Below are 18,192 nucleotides of genomic sequence, written 5' to 3'. Positions count from 1 at the left end.
AGCTTGTGAAAAAACTAGTTTCATACTTTGTAGGAAATAGCTTTCTAGTAAACTTATTAAGTATCATGATGGTGCTCTTTGGGATTATCTCCCTTGCCCATATGAAACGAGATCTAATTTCAAATTGGTCATCAAAGAGAATTCAAATCACTGCCACATTGACTGGTGCAGGTGCATCTCAAATTGAAAGGTTTTTAACTTACCCAATTGAGCGTGCAATTAAAGGTAGTGCTGGTATCGATAAAATTTGGTCAAACTCGCAACAAGGGTATATGCGTATCAATGTTGATGTGAAAGATGAGTTTGAGGAAATAGGTGATTTAGAGACTCGAATTAAAGATGCTATTGAAACAATCCGTGGAGATCTTCCATCTGAAACTAAAGATATTGTCGTTCGCCATATTAAGCAAACAGATTCTTGGTTTAATTATTATGCAATTTTAAATTTTGAACAAAGTAATGACTTACACCAGAACTGGTTATTGAAAATAGAAGAAGAGCTTGAAAGAGTCGATGGAGTATCAAGAGTCGATACATATGGATATACAAAAGATCTTTATATTAAACTTAATGTCGATAATATGGCTCGCTATAGAATAGCGCCATCAGATGTTTATAATAAGATTAAAGAAACTTTTAGAATTTACCCTTTAGGAAGTATCCGTAAAGGAAGTGATTCTTATTCGATTGAAATTGAAAACTTAAACTACGATATTGAATCACTTAATAATCTTTTGATTCGTTCAAATAATTCAAACCATACTTTGCGTCTAAGGGACTTAGCAACTCTTGAGTATCGCTTACCTAAAATTAAACGATCTAATTACATAAATGGGAAGCCAGGGATTAACTTTAATATCTTTAAAGATGTTGAAGCCGATTCAATTACACTAAAGGAAAAACTAGAAGAGAAGCTTAAAAAGATTAATGAGCAAGCTCCTGAAGGTGTGAATATCATAAGTGTTGAAGATGGTCCGGCATTCATTGAAAGACAAATTAATGCTCTACAATCAAATGCTCTAATGGGAATCGTTCTTGTTTTGATCACGCTTTGTTTATTTTTAGGTTTTAGAACTGCAATTATGACTTCTCTTGGGATGCCTCTTGCATACTTTTTTACATTTACAGTTCTTGAAACAATGGGGATTTCAATTGATCTAATCTCTGTTGTAGGGATGCTTCTTGTTATTGGGATCCTAGTTGATGATGCTATTATTATCTCTGAACAGTATATGCAAAATCTTGAAAACGGTGCCAGTTCAAAAGATGCGGCCGTAGGTGCTGTTCTTTCGACTTGGAAACCTATTTGTGGAACTGTTGCAACGACACTGATTGCCTTTGCCCCAATTCTTGTTGGGAAGGATTCAATGTCAAATATCTTAATGGCGATTCCTGTTGTGGTTTTCTCGGCGCTTCTTTTAAGTTTATTTGAAAGTTTCTTTATCCTTCCAAACCACTTAAAACACTTTGTAACAAAAGCAAATGCACATCATGAGTCTAATTACTTCCAGCGCTTTAAAAGAGGGTATCTTAAATTACTCGATGGAGCACTAAGATGGCGCTATATTGTTTTAACAGGTTTCATTGTGGCAATGATTGGCTCAATAATCTTTGCGAGCAAGAATATTAACTTCAATTTCAATTTAAATATTTCTTCTGAAACAGTTGAATTTGTCGGTACTTTGAAAGAATCAAAAAATCTTGAAGACTCATATAAACAACTGACTCCTGTAGAAGAGGTTATGAGTAAGATTGACAAAAATAAGTATAATAACTACCAATTCTCAATTGGACAAAATTATACAAATGGTAAGAAGCAAGAGGGGCCACAGTATTTTAGTTATAGAGTTTCTTTTTCACAGCTTGATAATAATGTTGAAGCCAACAAGAAAGATGTACAAGACTTCCTTAAGGAACAACTTAAAGAGCTTGAGAAAACTGGTAAGTTTGAAAGGCTAGAGGTTAAGATTGCAAAGGGTGGAGATGATGAAAGTCGTGAAAACCTTGTCGAAGTAACAATTCAATCTCTTTCTCCATTTAACGTTGAAGAAGTGACAGAGTATACTAAAAAATCGATTGAGGATTTAAAAATTGAGGGAATTAAATCAGTTGATCTTGATGATTCGCTTTTTAAAGACGCTTGGATTTTTACACCTCATAAAAATGAGATTCAATCACGAGGACTTTCTCTGGCTCAAGTCTCAAGTCAATTAGTTCAGTTCATTAGTAAGAATGAAGTTTATGAGTATACAAGTGGTAATCGAAAGATTCGCTTTTTAACTTATGCAGCTGATGGCGATGATCTAAATTTCGAAGAACTAGGTAACCTTCCTGTCGTTCTGGCAAATGGTGAGATCATAAAGTCATCTGATATTGGAGTTTGGAAAAAAGAAAAGAAGCAATCGACAATTAGGCACTCAAATTTAATGAGAAAAGTTGTTGTTGATCTTCCGTTTGATAAAGAAATTATTAAAAAAGAAGTTCTAATTAAAAAGGTTGATCTACTAACTCAAAAGCTTTCAAAGAAGTATCCAGATTTGATGTTTAATGCACAGGATGCTGATGAGCAGTCGAGAAAGAATAAGAGTTCAATGGTTAAGAAATTTGCTTTTGCTCTTCTTGGTATCTTCTTTATTTTAGCGATTGTTTTAAGAAGTATTATGCAGCCGATCTTAATCTGTTCGGCCATTCCTTTTGGAGTGATAGGTGTTATCTGGGCATTCTACTTCCAAGGACTCGACATTAGTTTAATGGCGATTATTGGTATTATTGGTATGGCCGGAGTTGTTGTAAATGACAGCTTACTTCTTGTTGTTACAATTAATGAGAAAAGAAGTGATTGGTTTAGCTTTCATCGTCCAGAGATTTTAGAAGGGGCAGGAAGTCGTCTAAGAGCGATCATATTAACAAGTATTACAACACTTGGTGGTGTATTCCCTATGGCATATGCAATTGGTGGAGATGCCGGATTTACGAAAGGCCTTGCCATGAGTATGGGGTGGGGACTTCTATTTGCGACAGTTTTAACTCTTGTGGTTCTTCCATGTATGCTTCTTATCCAAAGAGACTTCATGGTTTTCTTTAAGCGCAAAATTTTAAGAATGAATAGAGTAGAAGAAGTTGAAGAAGATATTGATGATGTTGTGATCGTGACAAATAAATTAGAAGAAGAAAGTGTTATTCATTAGAATAACTCTTTCTCTGCTTCTTTCGCTTTTTGTTCTTCAATCTTTTTAATCATTGATTCACGTTTTAGAATACGTTCAATTCTATAGAGGATAGTTTTCTCTAGAATTCCATCCGAACGTACAAGGCGCCAACCTTGTAGAAAATCTTTTTCAATCATTTGGCGTCGGTAAATTGAAACCTTAGAAACTTCTTGCTTTCCGCGATATCCTTTAATGACATTGATAACTAATTTAAATTGGGCCGCTTTAACCATCTCTTTTGAGCCGAAGGCATCGGAGAAGTTAATTTGACTCGTGTTGTTGATCCAACGTGTTTTTACGACTCCAGCTTCTTGATTTTTTACTGAAATATCATACTGTTGCATGATCTCAAGAACAGCTTGCCATGTCTGGTTAAAATTCGACTTATAAGTTTTTGAAGGTATTTCTGATTCTTCAACTAATTGTTCAAATTGTTCATATGAACTACAACTAAATAGCAGGGAAAAAAGCACTATTATTTTTAACATTTTCATATAATTATAATAACATAGTCGTAGACTCGATCGAGATAGAAAAATTGACACTAAAGGAGATGGTAGTGGAGCATTTTGGTCAGATGAAGGAAGTTTTAAAACTTGAAGCTGATTCAATTCTAAGAGTAATAGATCTTTTAGATGAGAAGATGTGTAACAAACTGACTGGTGTCTTCGAATATCTGCATGCTCATAACGGCCAGATGGTTTTATGTGGTGTTGGTAAGTCAGGCCTTATTGGAGAGAAATTATCTTCTACATTTAGCTCTCTTGGCCTTCGCTCAATCTTTCTTCATCCAACTGAGGCCCTTCACGGAGACCTTGGGAGAGTTAGTGAAAACGATGCCATTATCTTTTTATCAAAATCTGGTACCACAAGTGAGATCTTAAAATTAATACCATTTCTAAGAATAAGAAAAGAGAACCGTATTGCTCTAGTAGGTGATTTAACGAAACAAATTGCACTTGAGTGTGGGATTTCTTTTGATTGCTCGGTAGAGCGCGAAGCCTGTATTAACGATCTTGCCCCAACTACTTCATCAACTGTTGCTCTGGCAATGGGAGATGCTATTGCTGTTGCCTATGAGAAATTTGTGGGTCTATCACGTGAAGGGTTTGCTATTAATCACCCTGGTGGGAAATTGGGCAAGTCTCTTACGATGAAAGTAAAAGATTTAATGTGGGTGGCGAAAGAGTGCCCAATTCTTAAACCATCAAATCTATTAAAAGATGCCGTTCTTGAAATGACGAATAAACCTCTTGGGGCCCTTGCTGTTATTGAGAATAATAGCTTTAGTGGAATTCTTGTCGAAGGTGATATCAGACGCTCGATTGCTAAAAATGCTAATGCACTTGAAACGGCTCTTAGCGAGATTATGACGAAAGAGCCTAAGAAAGTTTCTTCTGATGACCTTGCTATCGATGCCCTAACATCAATGGAGCAAAATAAGATTTATGTACTCCCTGTGATTGATGGAAATGAATTCAAGGGATTCATTCGAATGCATGATCTTCTTAAAGAAGGTTTTTAATTTTAAAGAGAAAAATCTTTTATTTCTTGTTTAAAATTTTCTGTACGAATTAACTCTCGACCATCTTGTTTGATGACGGCCGAGATTCCAGTATTGGTCGCTCTAATAATTGGAAGATTAAATTCCACAGCTCTCCACTTTGCCAAGAAGAGGTGCTGCTCTTGTTCTGAGTAAGGCCCATACCATGAATCGTTAGTCACATTGACGATGAAATCAATTTTCTCTCCACGCTTCTTCACTTCTTTAATATACTTGCCAACATAGCGAGGAAATAGGACTTCATAACAGATGAGTGAGATAAAGTGTTTATCTTTAACTTCAAAATTTGTGTACTTAGTTCCACTCGCAAAGAATGAGATATTTGTTAAGTAAGGCGCCAGGTATTGGTTAAGTGGCCCAAAAGGTAGTCCTTCTCCAAAAGGAATGAGTACTTGCTTATGATAGACCTGATCAATAATTCCTTCACCTCGAGATAGTACTGTCGCATTATACGTATTCTCTAAGACACTTGGATTTGTTGAAGCAAGATCGTATGTTCCAAAGAAGTAGCTAGCATTACTCTTAATAAAGAGATCCATTAGCTCGTCTGACAACTTTTTACTTTTTTCTGAGAAAACAAATCTAGGATAAGAAGTCTCCGGCCAAATAACCAAATCGATATCTTCAATTCCTTCGGCCAAGCTTAGTCCTTTATAGATATTAATAACTTCTGATGAGGCAAGCTTTATGCCCTGTTCAGATTTAAGCTTTAGGTCATTTCCAATATTTCCTTGAACAATTCGAATCTTAAGATCGTTACTTATATTAGACTTTATTGGGCCTACTCCAAAATTCATCAGTAAAAGTGCAAGGATGATACCACCTTGAACTCTTGGAAGCTTTTGTTTTTGGTAGAACATAAAAATAAGATGCCCAATGAATAAACTTAAGAAGCTATAGAAGGGAACTCCTAGGAGTCGTGCTGGTTTTAAGAATGGAGATATCTTAAGCCACGGATGGCCAAAAAGAGCTGGGAATTGTTGTGGCGTAAAATATTCAAGAATAACGAAGATTAGCGAATAAAGGATTCCTCCCGCTAATGTATCGATCTTCACATACTTCTTTAAAAAGAAAAAGATAATAAGAAAGAGATAGAATTGTGGCGCAATAATAACCGAAAAGAGCTGCCACAGGATAAAGTTAAATGGAAAAAATAGGTTTCCAAACTCGTTTAGTGTGAATGTTAACCAATAGTATCCTGCAAAATTATAACCCCAACAGAATAAGAAAATATTTATGAGGTTATACTTAAAACGAATTTCACTTTTAAGCCCGTAGAATAAAACGGCCGCACTAAAAAAGATTGTTGGAAAGATTGTGAACTTTCCTATGAATGGAAAATTTAATGCGTAAATGATACCTGCAAGAATATGAAGCACAGGTAGAAAGAATTTATTTTTCAGCAGGCTAGACATACTTTATTGTCGTATATGATTTAACATTTGCCAATACTAAGCTTATGAAATTACAATATTCTTATGGATAGAGAATTCTTAAACGACATACAAAAACATCAACATCTCTTCATGGAAGATAATATTGCACAGGATGTGCAACTTATAACATGTCCTAAGTGCGAAAGTGAAAATATTATTGAAGAACGCTGCCAAGATTGTGACTTCGATTTAACTTTTAATCCATTAGGAGAACCATTAGGGGAGAAGAGCTTCTATACTTTTCGTGAAAAGTATTGGCTGACACTTTCTCCTCTTGAAATGGAAAACCCTGCAATTTTCCAAGGTGATGTGAAGTTTAAGAAATTTATGATTAAAGTGCGTCGCCGTTATAATAATCTTCTTGATTACTTCTATAGTGAGCACTCAAAGACTGATAAGCTGAGAGCGCTTTATCTTCAAGAGTTAGTGGATATCGTTATTGAAATGATGAACTCTGGAGTGAGCGAGCAAGAAATTTGGCAACCATATACGCAAAAGGGTATCGAAGAGGTTTCTCTTTATGAGCGTATTAAGGAAGCAATATCTGAAACACGCGAGCTAAATAATAAGAGTCAAATTGAAAGTTTTCTTGATTATAAGATGATGGGATTTTTTAAGGTGTCTTATTTATTGTATGGAATGCTAGGAGTGATCTTTATTATGGGGACGACCCTTGCGCTTACGTCCTATTTTAGGGCCATCTAGGAATTAATTATTTTCTGATAATTACTTTTGGAGTGTTTGCTACTTCTCTTTTGCTTTCTTTGTAGTTAGCTAGTTGACCATTTGTCTTTGTGTTTAGCTTTTCAGCAAGTTCAACAGCTGCTGTAGCATCAACACGTCCTGAAGACTTAACCTTTCCATTAAAAGTGATCTCTTTCTTTGCAGTGATTGAGATGATCTTCTTAATTTGCTTTGCTGAAAGACCTGGGTATCCAGCTTTTAACATTGCTGCTACTCCAGAAACAAAAGCAGTAGCTTGTGAAGTTCCTGTTAGTAGTCCGTTTCTTGAAGTCGGGATAGCAGAGTTGATCTTATATCCTGGTGCAGAAACGTCTACTGTTTGTGCTCCCCAGTTTGAAGAGTTAAGAATCTTCATCGACTGATCGTGAGCAGTTACAGTAATAATATTTGATAACTTGTAGCTTGCTGGGAAGTAAGCAGTATTCTTGTTATCGATATTTTCTTGCTCGTTTCCTGCTGCTGCAACTACGATGATTCCTTTTCTTTCTGCTTTCTTTAGAATTTCAAGTTCTTCTAAATCCGGCTCTGGTCCACCACCTGAGTAGTTAATGATATCAACACCAAGATCAACTGCGTAACGTAGAGCCTTGATTGTTGAATTTAAGTTGTCCTTACCTGAAGCGTGACGGTTGTAGTACTTCAGTGAAAGAATCTTAACATTTGGAAATACTGACTTAATAATTCCTGAAACGTGAGTTCCGTGACGATTCTTATCGTAAGGAGTATTTACATTATCAGCACCTTTAGAGAAATCTAGTCCAAAATTAGAAATGCTAGCATCTCCTTTAGGTACGTAGATATTATCTTTAAGGAATGGGTGAGTTGGATCAATACCTGTATCAATAACAGCTACAACAACTTCTTTTTGTGTCTTTAATTTTTTAAGTGCACCTGGAAGATTAATTGATCCTTGTGCAAAGTTATTTTTGATACCCCAGCTTGAAAAGCGTGAGTGTAGTACGTCAGTATTTGATGTTTCCTGTTGGTATTCTTTTTTGAAAACACGTTGTCTTAGTTGATCAAATGATAATTTCTGACCTTCACCAGCTCCAAAAGCAAAAGAGCTAGCAATTAAAGTAGAAAGTAGTAGAAAAGATTTTAGTTTCAAAAAGTGCTCCTTAGTAACTCAAACTCACTGTTATAGAATGCACAGCTTGTGCCAACACTATGACAGGATTCTACCTACTTAAGTTGTTCACCTATAGCCCATATGGATACTTTATAGATAGGTGTCAAAATCTTATACACTATTTTAAAAGTGGTGGTAGAAAATAAGGCCAAAAAGCCACCGTGTTCATTACTCCACTAAGTTAAGTTGCCGTAATCATTGTACCAGAATTTGGCATGGGCCGTGCTTAATTATGAACAGAAGAAGAACTTACCATGGAGGGTAATTCAGTGAAAACTATTTGGACATTATCAATCAGTATTTTTGTGTTTGCATATGTCATGATCGTCGCGCCAATAAATAATACGAACTCAAGTACAATAAGTCCTAAAGTGGAAGAAGTACTTAAAACAAATGAACAGGTTAAGAAAGTGCTTAAGAGAGACATATCGAAGTATGTCTATATAAAGAAGGAGACCTTTAGTGTAGACGAGGGGATGGCCCTATAAAAAAAGCCTGCATAAGCAGGCTTTTTTACTAACATTTGGAATATGAAAAAAGCTATACGGCTCTTCGCATGTGTTGTTCTTCACGCTCTCTTTCTTCTGCGTGTGTGATACAAAGATCGGCCCATGGTTGATTTTCAAGCCTTTTCTTACCGATTGGCTCGTCACAATCTTCACAGTGCCCATAAGTACCTTCTTCAATTCGGTGAAGGGCCTCTTCGATTTGTCTTAGCTTAGTCATTGCTCGAGCACGCATATTAAATGTAACCTGTTGGTTAATTACTGCGTTTGCTACATCACCTTCATCAGGTAGATCATCTGTCGACATCTTAAGGTCTTCAGTACTTGTTAGAATACCACCGTTAAGAATCTCAGCTTTAGCGGCCAATAACTTCTTTTTAAAATATTCTAGTCTTTCAGCTTCCATTTAGTCCTCCTCCTTAACGAAGTAAAACAAGCAAAGTTTGTTGGTTAAACTATTACGCGACACTTAATTTTAACCCTGAATTTATTTAGTTCAAAAGTCTTCTTAAAAGTCGGCAATTGTTGCTTTTAATACATATTCAATAGTTGCCCTAAAACCTCAGCCTTTGCTTCGCTCTGAAGCTTCATGGGAACCTATTGTAGGCACTCTTCGTGTTTGGCGGGAAAATAATTAAGTTAATTTCTTTTTACCAGTAATATCGGTAAGTTCTGCCGATAATAAAAAAAGGACGCTGAACGCGTCCTTATTTTTTTCGCCTAAATTTATTGGCATTAAACTATGCTTATCGTTGTTCGAACTCTTCTTGAATCATTGGACGATTTAAATCGACAGCTCCTGTTGTTGAATTCACTAGGAAGTACTTATCAAAAGCCGTTGTCGCCATATCTGCAAGAGCGTAATTCGTCCCATTGGTTAGTATCGCTGTATCAAGAACACCTGCAAATGAAGTAGGGTTAATGAATACGTAATGATTCTTTACTAACATTGCTGAACCAGCATTATTCGTGCTGTGAATATCTGTTGGATTGTGTCCATCTTTATGTCCCACGTAGAGAACATTTTCGAAGCTAACATCAAATGTATTATTTCCTTTATTTGAGAAGAATGCATATGTATTGACTGGCGCAGGATCAGTGAACTTATTGCCAATAAACTCAAGATTCTTAAAGGCGAATGTTTCAGCCGCTGATGTTGAGTAAACAATACGGTCAACAAAGAGAGAACCTGTAGGTGAGCCAAATGTATTATTTTTCACACTAATATTTTCAAATACTGGCCCATCTCCGCTATTCTCTGTTGAATAAGTTCCTGCAACTAGTCCTGTTGCTGTACATCCGATACTACTTTCAATCGTATTATTATCAAATTGAATATTATGAAATTGCGCTCGATCATCACCAGAGTTATTGTAGCGACTAATTCTTCCCATGAGAATTCCAGCATCACCTGAAGCATCACAATCGAATTTCACCGTTGAGTTTGCAATTCTTAAGTTTCTGATACGCCCATGTTCAACGTGTGGAAAGATACCATTAAACATTTGATTGGCACCAGTGTAGTCATTGTAGAAATTTGAAATAGTGAAGCCATTTCCATCAAGAGAGCCATTGTATGAATTATTAAAGTCTGATAACTGAAGTGATTGTCCACCCATATCAATGTTATTCATTAGTTTAAAACTAAAATTACTTAGGAATAAATTATTCTTAATGAATGTTAAATCACTTGCATTTGAAATAAGGAATGGACTTTCCTCTAATCCTGTTACGATTGCACGACCGTTAGTTGCAAACTTCATAAAACGATTAAATGCTACGTTTAGTTTTGAGTCTCCAGTTGCTGTAAAGTACTGACTTCCAGCAAAAGTCGAAGGAAGAGATTTATTGGCAAGATCATTGAAAGTAAGGCTTATTTCGCCCCCTGGTGTTCCATACTTTAAAGCACTTTGAGCAAGTGCTGTTGTACTATCACTATAGCCATTGTAAACAACATGATTTGCTGTGATTCTGTCTAGGACGTTTGATAGAGTAGAGTCATTGATAAATCCAATGAAGTCGATAATGTGAGAAGTACTCGTTCCCCATCTTGTATAATGGTGTCCATTAACTATAACGAATGTGTTGATGTCTGGCATAACTCCAACAAGAGATCCACTTGAATTTCCAGTAGCATAGCCAAGGTTATTAAAAAGTAGTCCTGAATAATAATTATTATCAAAGTTTGCTGAGGAAAGATTTGTCGTTGATGAAAGTGTCCCTAGGGCTCCACCAACACCTTCAAGTCCTGCTGATCCCGCAGCTGCACCTGTGACTGAACTTGTTGCGATATGATTAAGTGCAAAATTTGCAGAAGTTCCATCGAGATTTAGTCTTCCAATTAAGCCACCAGCGCTTCCATCTGCACTAACGCTTACACTTGTTGCTGAAGAATAAATTCCAAGTGTGTTACCAGGATTAGTAAAAGCAGCATGACCAATAAACCCACCTGCATTTTTTAATGTCGTATCAATACTTCCTGTTGTAATAGATGAGCGAATCTGAAAAGTTTCAGGATTAAATATCTTTCCAGCAATTCCGCCAGCACCTTGAATCGTACTATATGGAAGATCACTTGAAATTGCTAAGTGAATATTATTTTCACCAAGCTCTAGACGGCCTAGATAGTTTGCGGCCGTTGACTGATGTTGTCCTAGAAGGCCACCAATAATCGCTGGTGCCGCTGAAGTATATGAGTTAGTAAAAACATAACTATTACTATAAGTACTAATATTAGTAAGATTTTCTGAGAAGCCGATTAGGCCACCAACTGATTGTTGTGGATTAGCTGCATCAACTTCGATATTAATATTTCCATTAACATCATAAATTTTAACTTCACGACTATTAGTTGCAGTATCAGTTGAGCCACTTGTTAGGGCACCAATAAGGGAGCCTACGTAAGCACTATCAGAACCAGGAAGTCCCGTACATTTTAAACTAAAGTTACTAAAAGTGATTCTTTCAACTTGTGCGAATACATTCTTTGTTGATGTTCCATCATAGTAAGACTGATTAAATAATCCACCGCACGAGTAACCAAAGCTTGAACCAGGTGGTGTTGTTGATGGATTCGAGTTTGTCATTGAACCTGAGATTATTAATTCATGAAGATTTGAAGAATCGCCTAAGTACTTTGCAAGTGCCGGCCCTGCTGTTAACGAATTAACATTGATATTTAAGTTACTAAGTCCTGACTCAGCGTTAGCAACCGTGCTTCCAATACTATTAAATAATGAGTCAGATGCTCCAATAATATGTGGAAGCTTCTTAAGACTTATAAGAATATCTCCCTCTAATTTTCCACTAAAGTCAGTAGCGCCCGTTGCTGGTGCTGAACCTGCAAAATCAATTGTTCTCGCAACAATATAATTCTCTGAAGGGTAGGAAGCGATATTATTAAATTGATCGGCCGTACAAATAATATTAAATCCTCTTGATCCAGCGCTATCAGCTGCAAATGGAGAGCTTGTTGCCGCTCCTGCAAACGCACAAGAATCAAAGCCTGCAAGTAGAGTAAGACCTGTCGCTGAATCTTCTGTTGCTAGTAGATACTCCTCTGAAGGAAGTCCTGCTGTTCTTGGAATCCTTTTAACTTGAGAGGCTCCAGAGCAAGCAGTATCATAGTAGGCTACAATTTCAACTGGATTATAAAAACCACTATCACTAGTAACAACGTTATAGTCGGCAGTTAGGTCATAGGTGAAAATATCTCCAGCATTTGGTGTTAAGCATTTTGATTCAAGAATTAAGCTTGGATCGACGACTCCTTCAGCATTAATTGAAGGGTAGCGAATCTTAAGTGATTGAGCGTTACTTGGAGCTTCATCGCAGCTTTCTCTTTTTCCTTTCCCAAAAACTTGGACAACCCCGTGACAAGTTTCAACCTTGAACTGATTTCCTGTCGTACTGTCATGAACAACTGTATTAGTTAGTGATGCACAATTGGCCGTTGTCATTACTAGATTCATTGGAGTTTCAGTAGAGTCAACTTGAGTATTAATTTGAGAACAATACTTTGTTCCAACTAGATTCGTTGGAGTCGTTCCTTGGTGCCAACCGATGGCCTTTACATCGTAGTTTCCAAAAGGAAGCTCAATTTCGATTTCAGAAGGGGAGCTTGGATCAAGACCAATTTGAAAAACTTGTTTTGTATCGTTATTTCTTCCAAAGATAAGTACACCACCATCAAAGTTTGAGTTTAAGTCTCCAACTAAGAATTGTGATTTTGAAAAAGTAACTTTTGTGTTTGATGTTTTTACTCCACATGAAGTGAGAAGAAGTGAAACAAGAAATAATCCAAATATATGACGGTGCATACGGTCCCCAAATTCAATTTAATCCACAAAACTCATCGGTTAAGCAAATCTTAACCTTTAAAGAATTGGGGACAAAAACTTACGGGATTTCAGTTGGTTATGGTTTTAACCTCAATAGTGAATGCCATTTCTTAGTGCCATATTAATAATATGTGTAATTAAAAAGCTGACCATTGGCATTTAAGTCAAAATTTCCTGTACCTGCAGGAGAGCCTGTGATTGTAAGTGTACAAGTCGTATAGGGAGAACATGAAATGTCTCCTGAGATTGATAAGGTGTCTGGTGTTGAATAGATACTAAAAGTCACAATACCATCAGTGTTATTATTAAATGTAATTGTCGTGCTTCCACCTGTTGTAATATCAACATTTGATCCAGGTGCTGGTATGAAATCTGAATCCGGAATCATAACAATAGGGTTTGCCATTACGCTAAAGCGCTTCTCTGGAGAATAGATTAATCTACTTGAAGCGTCATCAAAATACGATCCAATCATTCTAAACTCAAAAGTATCTCCAAGATTAAAACTAGTAGTATTACCGTCGAGAACAACATCTCCTGACGTCGTATCAAATGATATAGGGCCTGAGCCGATTGGATATCCACAGGCAACAAAAGTTGAATCATCTGTTCCAGCGACTTTGTACTCACAAGTATAGTTCATCGAGTTGCCAAGATAAGTATCGTTTCCAACATTATATGGGCCACCAACCTGTACTGTCGTTGCAGAGTTTCTTTCAAATGAATAACTCGAATTTGTAAGAGAAAGTTCAAATGGAGTAGGTGGCATAATATAAGTGAAGTATGTGCCATCGTAGAAGTGACGATCGTTTCCTGCTAGGTCTTTTTCACCGATACTGTTCATGGTCATAAGTGTACCAACTGGCCCGGTAGAGCAGTCAGTTGTTCCACTATCTTTATCTTCATATCCTTCTATTCTAAGAGGTAAGTGGAATCCGCCTGTTAGCCTTACTGGAAGAACCATTCCAACAGAAGCATCAAGAACCATTTTAGCATAGTCGACACCATCGAGTAAATTTCCATTAACATTGCTATAGCAAGTATTCATCGATTCATTAAATCTTGATTGAGTATAGATTAGATCCTTATTAATTGGTCCTTCGTAGTGAGGAATACCAAATTTAATAGATAGGTCAGTTGAATTAAATCTTATGTATTCACCAACATTACAAGCTGAAGTTTCACAAACAGACATATATTTGGCGGTTTGTAGGCCATCAATAAACTCAGCACAAGGGTGACTTGTATCAACGACGTTGGCAGGTGCCACTGAATCGACTTGAGTTAGATTGAAAGTAAAAGTTGTCTGCTCTGGGATTGCTGCGTTTTTTACGACTGAACAATAAAGGCTTCCTTCCATCATCTCGCCTGCAGTTGAACCATGCCAACCAAGAATCATAATATTCCAATTTCCATTATCAAATTCGTGATCAAGTGTTGCTTGTGAAAGAGGAACAACATAGAGAAGAGGAGGTTTATCCGCTGGCCCACCAACTGCTAGCATGACCGCACCATTATCAAAGAGTCCTGCTACTTGAGAGAACGCACCTTGAAGCTTTACTTCGACGTTTGAGGACTTTCCTCCACATGAAGTAAGGATAATTGCGAATGATATTAGTAGCATATTGATAATTTTCATAATTCCCTCAGGCAGTTAACTAAATAAATTATCGTCTATAGCTATAATAAACTTTAATTTAGTGTGGACTAAATTTCTCGTGATTCTAGGTGTTTAGTAGGATTCTCATAAAGAGATCTGCCAATAATTAGCGTAAGAACTTCGATTTAATATGCGAGAGGATACTGAAAACGATAAGGGCCGAAAAACCTCCAATGACACCTAAGAATAGGTTTTGCAGTATTTCATAGGTATAGAGGTCTAAGTGAAAGCTATGAGCAAAGATTCCACCAGCTACGAGAAACATTGCAATTGTCCCAACTATTCCAAGTCCTCTCATAATCCAAGGCATTGAACTGACACAAGCGTAGCCAAGTCTCTTATACTCTTTTCTTATAAGGTAGAGGCCAAGATCATCAATTTTAACTAAGACAGCGACAAGTCCATAGATAAGGACAGATGCTAAAAGCCCCACAATTACAAGAGTCATTAGCTGATTTACAAAAGGTCCACTAATGCTATTTTGTGCAATTACGATAATTTCAATTGAAAGAATTAAATCTGTGCGAATCGCTCCTGAAACTTTTTTCTCTTCACTAATTTCGGCCAGGATCTTCTTGCTATCTTGCTTGGTAATCTTTTCGACCACTTTGTGGGCGCCTTCATATGCTAAATAAATTCCACCAATTAGAAGAACGATTTGTAGAGCTGGAGGATAAAAATAGGTAAGGGCAACAACGCCTAAGATGCTGTAGACTTTATTTAAAAGTGAGCCTACAAAAATCTTCCAGACCATTGGAAGCTCCTGATCGGCGTTTACTCCATGGATAACACCTGCATTAACTGCAAGATCATCACTCATTAGAGCACTGGTCTTCTTGATGGCAACTTTAGACATGATGGCCACGTCATCAAATGTTGTTGCAATATCATCGAGAAGAGATAGGAGACTAAACATACTTAACAAATGACTTCGGGCTTAAAACAAGCTCGCCCGAGCGCTCCTTTTCATGAATATACTTTCTTAACTCGTCTTGTGCTTTATTGATTGCTGAAGCTGGCTTTGGTTGATCATACTTCATAAGAAATTCTTCTCTTACACCAGCAGTAACTTCAGAAAGAAGATCATTGATTAATTCTTTAGACGACATTCTTAAAGCACAGGCCATAAGATCAAGACTAAATTGTAAAAAGAACTCACGCTTCATATCGATTGTCATATAGCGAAGGCGATCGATATCTTCTACTGACTCTGAGATATTGATAGCGAGTTGAGGGTTTTTTTCATGTATCTTAGCTAGTTGCTTTTGATAATCATCAGGATTTAGGCCATTGAATAGATTTGTATCAAGACCTTTTAATTTATTTTGTCTCTTTTTAACAAGAGAGCCAATTGAATCATATGTAATTGAGTTTAGCGTTTGTGTGAATTCAACTCCAATGCGTAGGAGGTGAGTTTGAAGTCCTTCTCCTGAAACACGGTAGCGATTAACTGAGGCAATCTTCGCTTCGTGTAGCTCAGGTAATTCCTGATCTGTAATTGAAGTAATAAAAATTGATTTTCCTATTTCGTACTTCGCTTTTCTTTTCGCATCGATAACAAATGCAAGACCTCTTAAAGAGATATCGAGAATAATATCATGTTGAGTTTCATCTTCACCCTCAACTTTGTATGAGATATTTTTGAAGTCTGGATATTTATAATTGAATCTCTCCACACTTCGTCGATCGCGCATACGAACTTCACTAGGAGTCTTGAACGAAAGACCACCATTTTCAAGTTTGAAAATATCTTTTTTGAAAATCATATCCCCAGCAGGATAGTGAAAAAAGACAGGTGAAAGAGGTGCTATTCGAGTATAAAAAGGAGCACTTTCTTTTGTGAGCCTGATAGAGCATTTTTCAATTGTAACTGAGCTGAAAGTTGCAGTGTACTCTTCGCGCATGTCTTCATTGTTTTGCCAAAATTTCAAAACTGCGCCTTCCTCATAAAGTTCAGTAAGCCTCTTGAGGATATATTCCTGATCGAATGATGACCATAATTTCATAGTTAATTACTTCTTTAAGTTTTATTGTTTTTTATTTAAGTCTCGCCAGCTACGCCCCTTACGGTTCGCTCTGTTCTTTTGCCAGTAATCTACTGCCTGGCTGTGTTCTTTGTATGTTTTTGAAAAAACGTGTGTTCCATCATTTTTAGAAACAAAGTAAATATATTCGTGCTTCTTTGGGTTTAGAGCAGCTTTAAGTGCCTCTAGCCCAGGGTTTGCAATTGGCCCAACCGGAAGACCTGAGATCTTATAAGTATTATAAGGAGTTTTCTGTCTTAGGTGCTTTTTGCTGATATTTCCTTTATACGACTCCCAGATCCCGTAAATTGTCGTTGGATCTGATTGAAGACGCATTCTCTTTTTTAAACGATTGTGAAAAACACCAGAAATTGTTGGTCTTTCAAATTTTGCACCAGTTTCTTTTTCTACCATTGAAGCAAGAGTTACTAGTTGGTGCTTTGTTAGTCTTACTTTAGAAAAATCAAGTTCTTTCGTTTTATCTTTAAAGTTGTCATACATGCGGTGAATGATTGCACGTGCTTTCATCTTCTCGTGAAATTGATATGTATCAGGGTAAAGGTATCCTTCAACTCGATCAGCTGGAATTCCTAGTGAGTGAACAAATTTCTTATCTTTTGCTTCTTTGATAAATTCATTTTCATCAACAATTTTCTCGTCGGCCAGAACTTTAGCAATTTGGAATAAGTTATATCCTTCTGGAATTGTCACGCGAACAGTTAAACTCTTTCCGCTAATTAAAAGGTCTACTAGCTCATCCATAGTGATCCCTTTTGGGATGATGTAGCGTCCGGCCTTAAAGCTGGTTAGTTTACCCTCGAATTTCACATAGCGGTGAAAGAGGCGAGGAGAGTAGATAATTTTATCTTGGGCAAGACGGTAGTTGATTGTTCCAAAAGTGTCGCCACTATTAATTTGGAATTCAGTCTCTGGACCGTTGTATTGCCAATGATAAATGTTGTAATAAGTGTGGGCCACTAAAAGGCAGATCGATAATGCTGGTGCTAGCACCAAAAATACAAATAAGTTTTTCTTCATCATAATGATAATAGGATATCTTATTTTTATATTTTGTGAAATTAACTTCTTATGAAATCTTCTAAGATGATCACCGCACTAAGCTCATCAATTTTTGTTGGATCAAATTGAAAATTATACTCCGGAGAGTTAAGCATTCTCTCTTTTGCCGACTTAGTCGTAAGTGTTTCATCTTGTTGATAGAACTTTATACTAGGAAATTTCTCAACTAAAGCGTTAAAAATGGCCTTGTGCTCTTTTGTTTTCTCACTCTCATTGCCATCAACATAATAAGGTATTCCCATAACAATAACTTCTACCACTTGATCATCGATCACTTGTTCAAGTTCTGTATAGAAATGTGCAATTCCCTTATTAATGATACGTCCTGCACCTATTGGGAAAGGCTCACGTCCTGGGCAGAAGAAGCCAAGGCCTATGACTTTTTCACCGTAGTCGATGGAAAGGATGTTGAGACCACGTAATTCTTCAAATTTTGGATAGCTAGAAAACTCATTCATATTAGGTAGTTATGCCCATTTTGGCGCCTCAAGTCAATCTCT

The 18,192-nt window shown here is 36.8% G+C and carries 14 protein-coding genes; 4 read left to right on the top strand and 10 right to left on the bottom strand.

Translation table 11 applies throughout. The features are described 5' to 3' along the window. Positions 1-5 precede the first annotated feature (5 nt). Positions 6-3,188, top strand: a complete 3,183-nt coding sequence (locus ACMAYS_RS11660) for an efflux RND transporter permease subunit (RefSeq protein ID WP_412463356.1) — start codon at positions 6-8, stop codon at positions 3,186-3,188. On the opposite strand, the gene ACMAYS_RS11655 is transcribed toward ACMAYS_RS11660, so the two are convergent. Then, complete coding sequence (locus tag ACMAYS_RS11655) at positions 3,185-3,703, bottom strand: hypothetical protein (RefSeq protein ID WP_146037919.1); 519 nt, start codon at positions 3,701-3,703, stop codon at positions 3,185-3,187. The genes ACMAYS_RS11660 and ACMAYS_RS11655 overlap by 4 nt on opposite strands. Before the next feature lie 65 nt (positions 3,704-3,768). Between ACMAYS_RS11655 and ACMAYS_RS11650 the strand changes: the two genes are divergently transcribed. Continuing rightward, positions 3,769-4,734 carry a KpsF/GutQ family sugar-phosphate isomerase gene (locus tag ACMAYS_RS11650; RefSeq protein ID WP_392993097.1) on the top strand — a complete coding sequence of 322 codons (966 nt, stop codon included), beginning with the start codon at positions 3,769-3,771 and terminating at the stop codon, positions 4,732-4,734. Positions 4,735-4,736: 2 nt separating this feature from the next. On the opposite strand, the gene lnt is transcribed toward ACMAYS_RS11650, so the two are convergent. Beyond that, positions 4,737-6,188 carry an apolipoprotein N-acyltransferase gene (gene lnt / locus ACMAYS_RS11645; RefSeq protein WP_412463355.1) on the bottom strand — a complete coding sequence of 484 codons (1,452 nt, stop codon included), beginning with the start codon at positions 6,186-6,188 and terminating at the stop codon, positions 4,737-4,739. 63 nt (positions 6,189-6,251) lie between these two features. On the opposite strand from lnt, the gene ACMAYS_RS11640 reads away from it, so the two are divergent. After that, positions 6,252-6,914 (top strand): hypothetical protein, encoded by a 663-nt coding sequence (locus ACMAYS_RS11640; protein WP_146037921.1) that lies wholly within the window; start codon positions 6,252-6,254, stop codon positions 6,912-6,914. 7 nt (positions 6,915-6,921) lie between these two features. On the opposite strand, the gene ACMAYS_RS11635 is transcribed toward ACMAYS_RS11640, so the two are convergent. Beyond that, complete coding sequence (locus tag ACMAYS_RS11635) at positions 6,922-8,061, bottom strand: S8 family serine peptidase (RefSeq protein ID WP_103219192.1); 1,140 nt, start codon at positions 8,059-8,061, stop codon at positions 6,922-6,924. Between the two features lie 290 nt (positions 8,062-8,351). On the opposite strand from ACMAYS_RS11635, the gene ACMAYS_RS11630 reads away from it, so the two are divergent. Next, on the top strand, positions 8,352-8,570 hold the full coding sequence (locus ACMAYS_RS11630; protein WP_392993094.1) for a hypothetical protein: 219 nt from the start codon (positions 8,352-8,354) through the stop codon (positions 8,568-8,570). A 52-nt stretch (positions 8,571-8,622) separates the two neighbouring features. Here the strand turns inward: ACMAYS_RS11630 and ACMAYS_RS11625 are convergent, their stop codons facing one another. The 7 genes from ACMAYS_RS11625 to ruvX form a co-directional block, all read right to left on the bottom strand. Next, complete coding sequence (locus ACMAYS_RS11625; RefSeq protein WP_103219194.1) at positions 8,623-8,994, bottom strand: TraR/DksA family transcriptional regulator; 372 nt, start codon at positions 8,992-8,994, stop codon at positions 8,623-8,625. Between the two features lie 340 nt (positions 8,995-9,334). Continuing rightward, complete coding sequence (locus ACMAYS_RS11620; protein ID WP_412463354.1) at positions 9,335-12,907, bottom strand: hypothetical protein; 3,573 nt, start codon at positions 12,905-12,907, stop codon at positions 9,335-9,337. Positions 12,908-13,049: 142 nt separating this feature from the next. Continuing rightward, the gene (locus ACMAYS_RS11615; RefSeq protein WP_412463353.1) at positions 13,050-14,567 is read right to left on the bottom strand and encodes a hypothetical protein; all 1,518 of its coding nucleotides are present in this window, start codon (positions 14,565-14,567) and stop codon (positions 13,050-13,052) included. Between the two features lie 127 nt (positions 14,568-14,694). After that, positions 14,695-15,504: a DUF808 family protein gene (locus ACMAYS_RS11610; protein WP_412463352.1), complete on the bottom strand. Its 810-nt coding sequence runs from the start codon at positions 15,502-15,504 to the stop codon at positions 14,695-14,697. Further along, a complete protein-coding gene (locus tag ACMAYS_RS11605) occupies positions 15,497-16,594 on the bottom strand; it encodes a FliG C-terminal domain-containing protein (RefSeq protein ID WP_103219198.1) in 1,098 nt (365 codons plus the stop codon). The genes ACMAYS_RS11610 and ACMAYS_RS11605 overlap by 8 nt, the downstream gene beginning before the upstream one ends. Before the next feature lie 21 nt (positions 16,595-16,615). After that, on the bottom strand, positions 16,616-17,650 hold the full coding sequence (gene mltG / locus ACMAYS_RS11600; RefSeq protein WP_158246950.1) for an endolytic transglycosylase MltG: 1,035 nt from the start codon (positions 17,648-17,650) through the stop codon (positions 16,616-16,618). Positions 17,651-17,691: 41 nt separating this feature from the next. Continuing rightward, positions 17,692-18,150 (bottom strand): Holliday junction resolvase RuvX, encoded by a 459-nt coding sequence (gene ruvX, locus ACMAYS_RS11595; protein WP_103219200.1) that lies wholly within the window; start codon positions 18,148-18,150, stop codon positions 17,692-17,694. Positions 18,151-18,192 lie beyond the last annotated feature (42 nt).

The organism is Halobacteriovorax sp. RT-2-6, assembly GCF_047085025.1.
GTDB lineage: Bacteria > Bdellovibrionota > Bacteriovoracia > Bacteriovoracales > Bacteriovoracaceae > Halobacteriovorax_A.
The sequence above is the reverse complement of the archived record's forward strand: the minus strand, read 5'-3'. Positions and strand labels throughout refer to the sequence as shown.

Coding starts and splice junctions, on each gene's coding strand:
- ACMAYS_RS11655 (WP_146037919.1), bottom strand. CDS start 3,703: ATGAAAATGTTAAAAATAATAGTGCTTTTTTCCCTGCTATTTAGTTGT.
- lnt (WP_412463355.1), bottom strand. CDS start 6,188: ATGTCTAGCCTGCTGAAAAATAAATTCTTTCTACCTGTGCTTCATATT.
- ACMAYS_RS11640 (WP_146037921.1), top strand. CDS start 6,252: ATGGATAGAGAATTCTTAAACGACATACAAAAACATCAACATCTCTTC.
- ACMAYS_RS11625 (WP_103219194.1), bottom strand. CDS start 8,994: ATGGAAGCTGAAAGACTAGAATATTTTAAAAAGAAGTTATTGGCCGCT.
- ACMAYS_RS11620 (WP_412463354.1), bottom strand. CDS start 12,907: ATGCACCGTCATATATTTGGATTATTTCTTGTTTCACTTCTTCTCACT.
- ACMAYS_RS11615 (WP_412463353.1), bottom strand. CDS start 14,567: ATGAAAATTATCAATATGCTACTAATATCATTCGCAATTATCCTTACT.
- ACMAYS_RS11610 (WP_412463352.1), bottom strand. CDS start 15,504: ATGTTTAGTCTCCTATCTCTTCTCGATGATATTGCAACAACATTTGAT.
- ACMAYS_RS11605 (WP_103219198.1), bottom strand. CDS start 16,594: ATGAAATTATGGTCATCATTCGATCAGGAATATATCCTCAAGAGGCTT.
- mltG (WP_158246950.1), bottom strand. CDS start 17,650: ATGAAGAAAAACTTATTTGTATTTTTGGTGCTAGCACCAGCATTATCG.
- ruvX (WP_103219200.1), bottom strand. CDS start 18,150: ATGAATGAGTTTTCTAGCTATCCAAAATTTGAAGAATTACGTGGTCTC.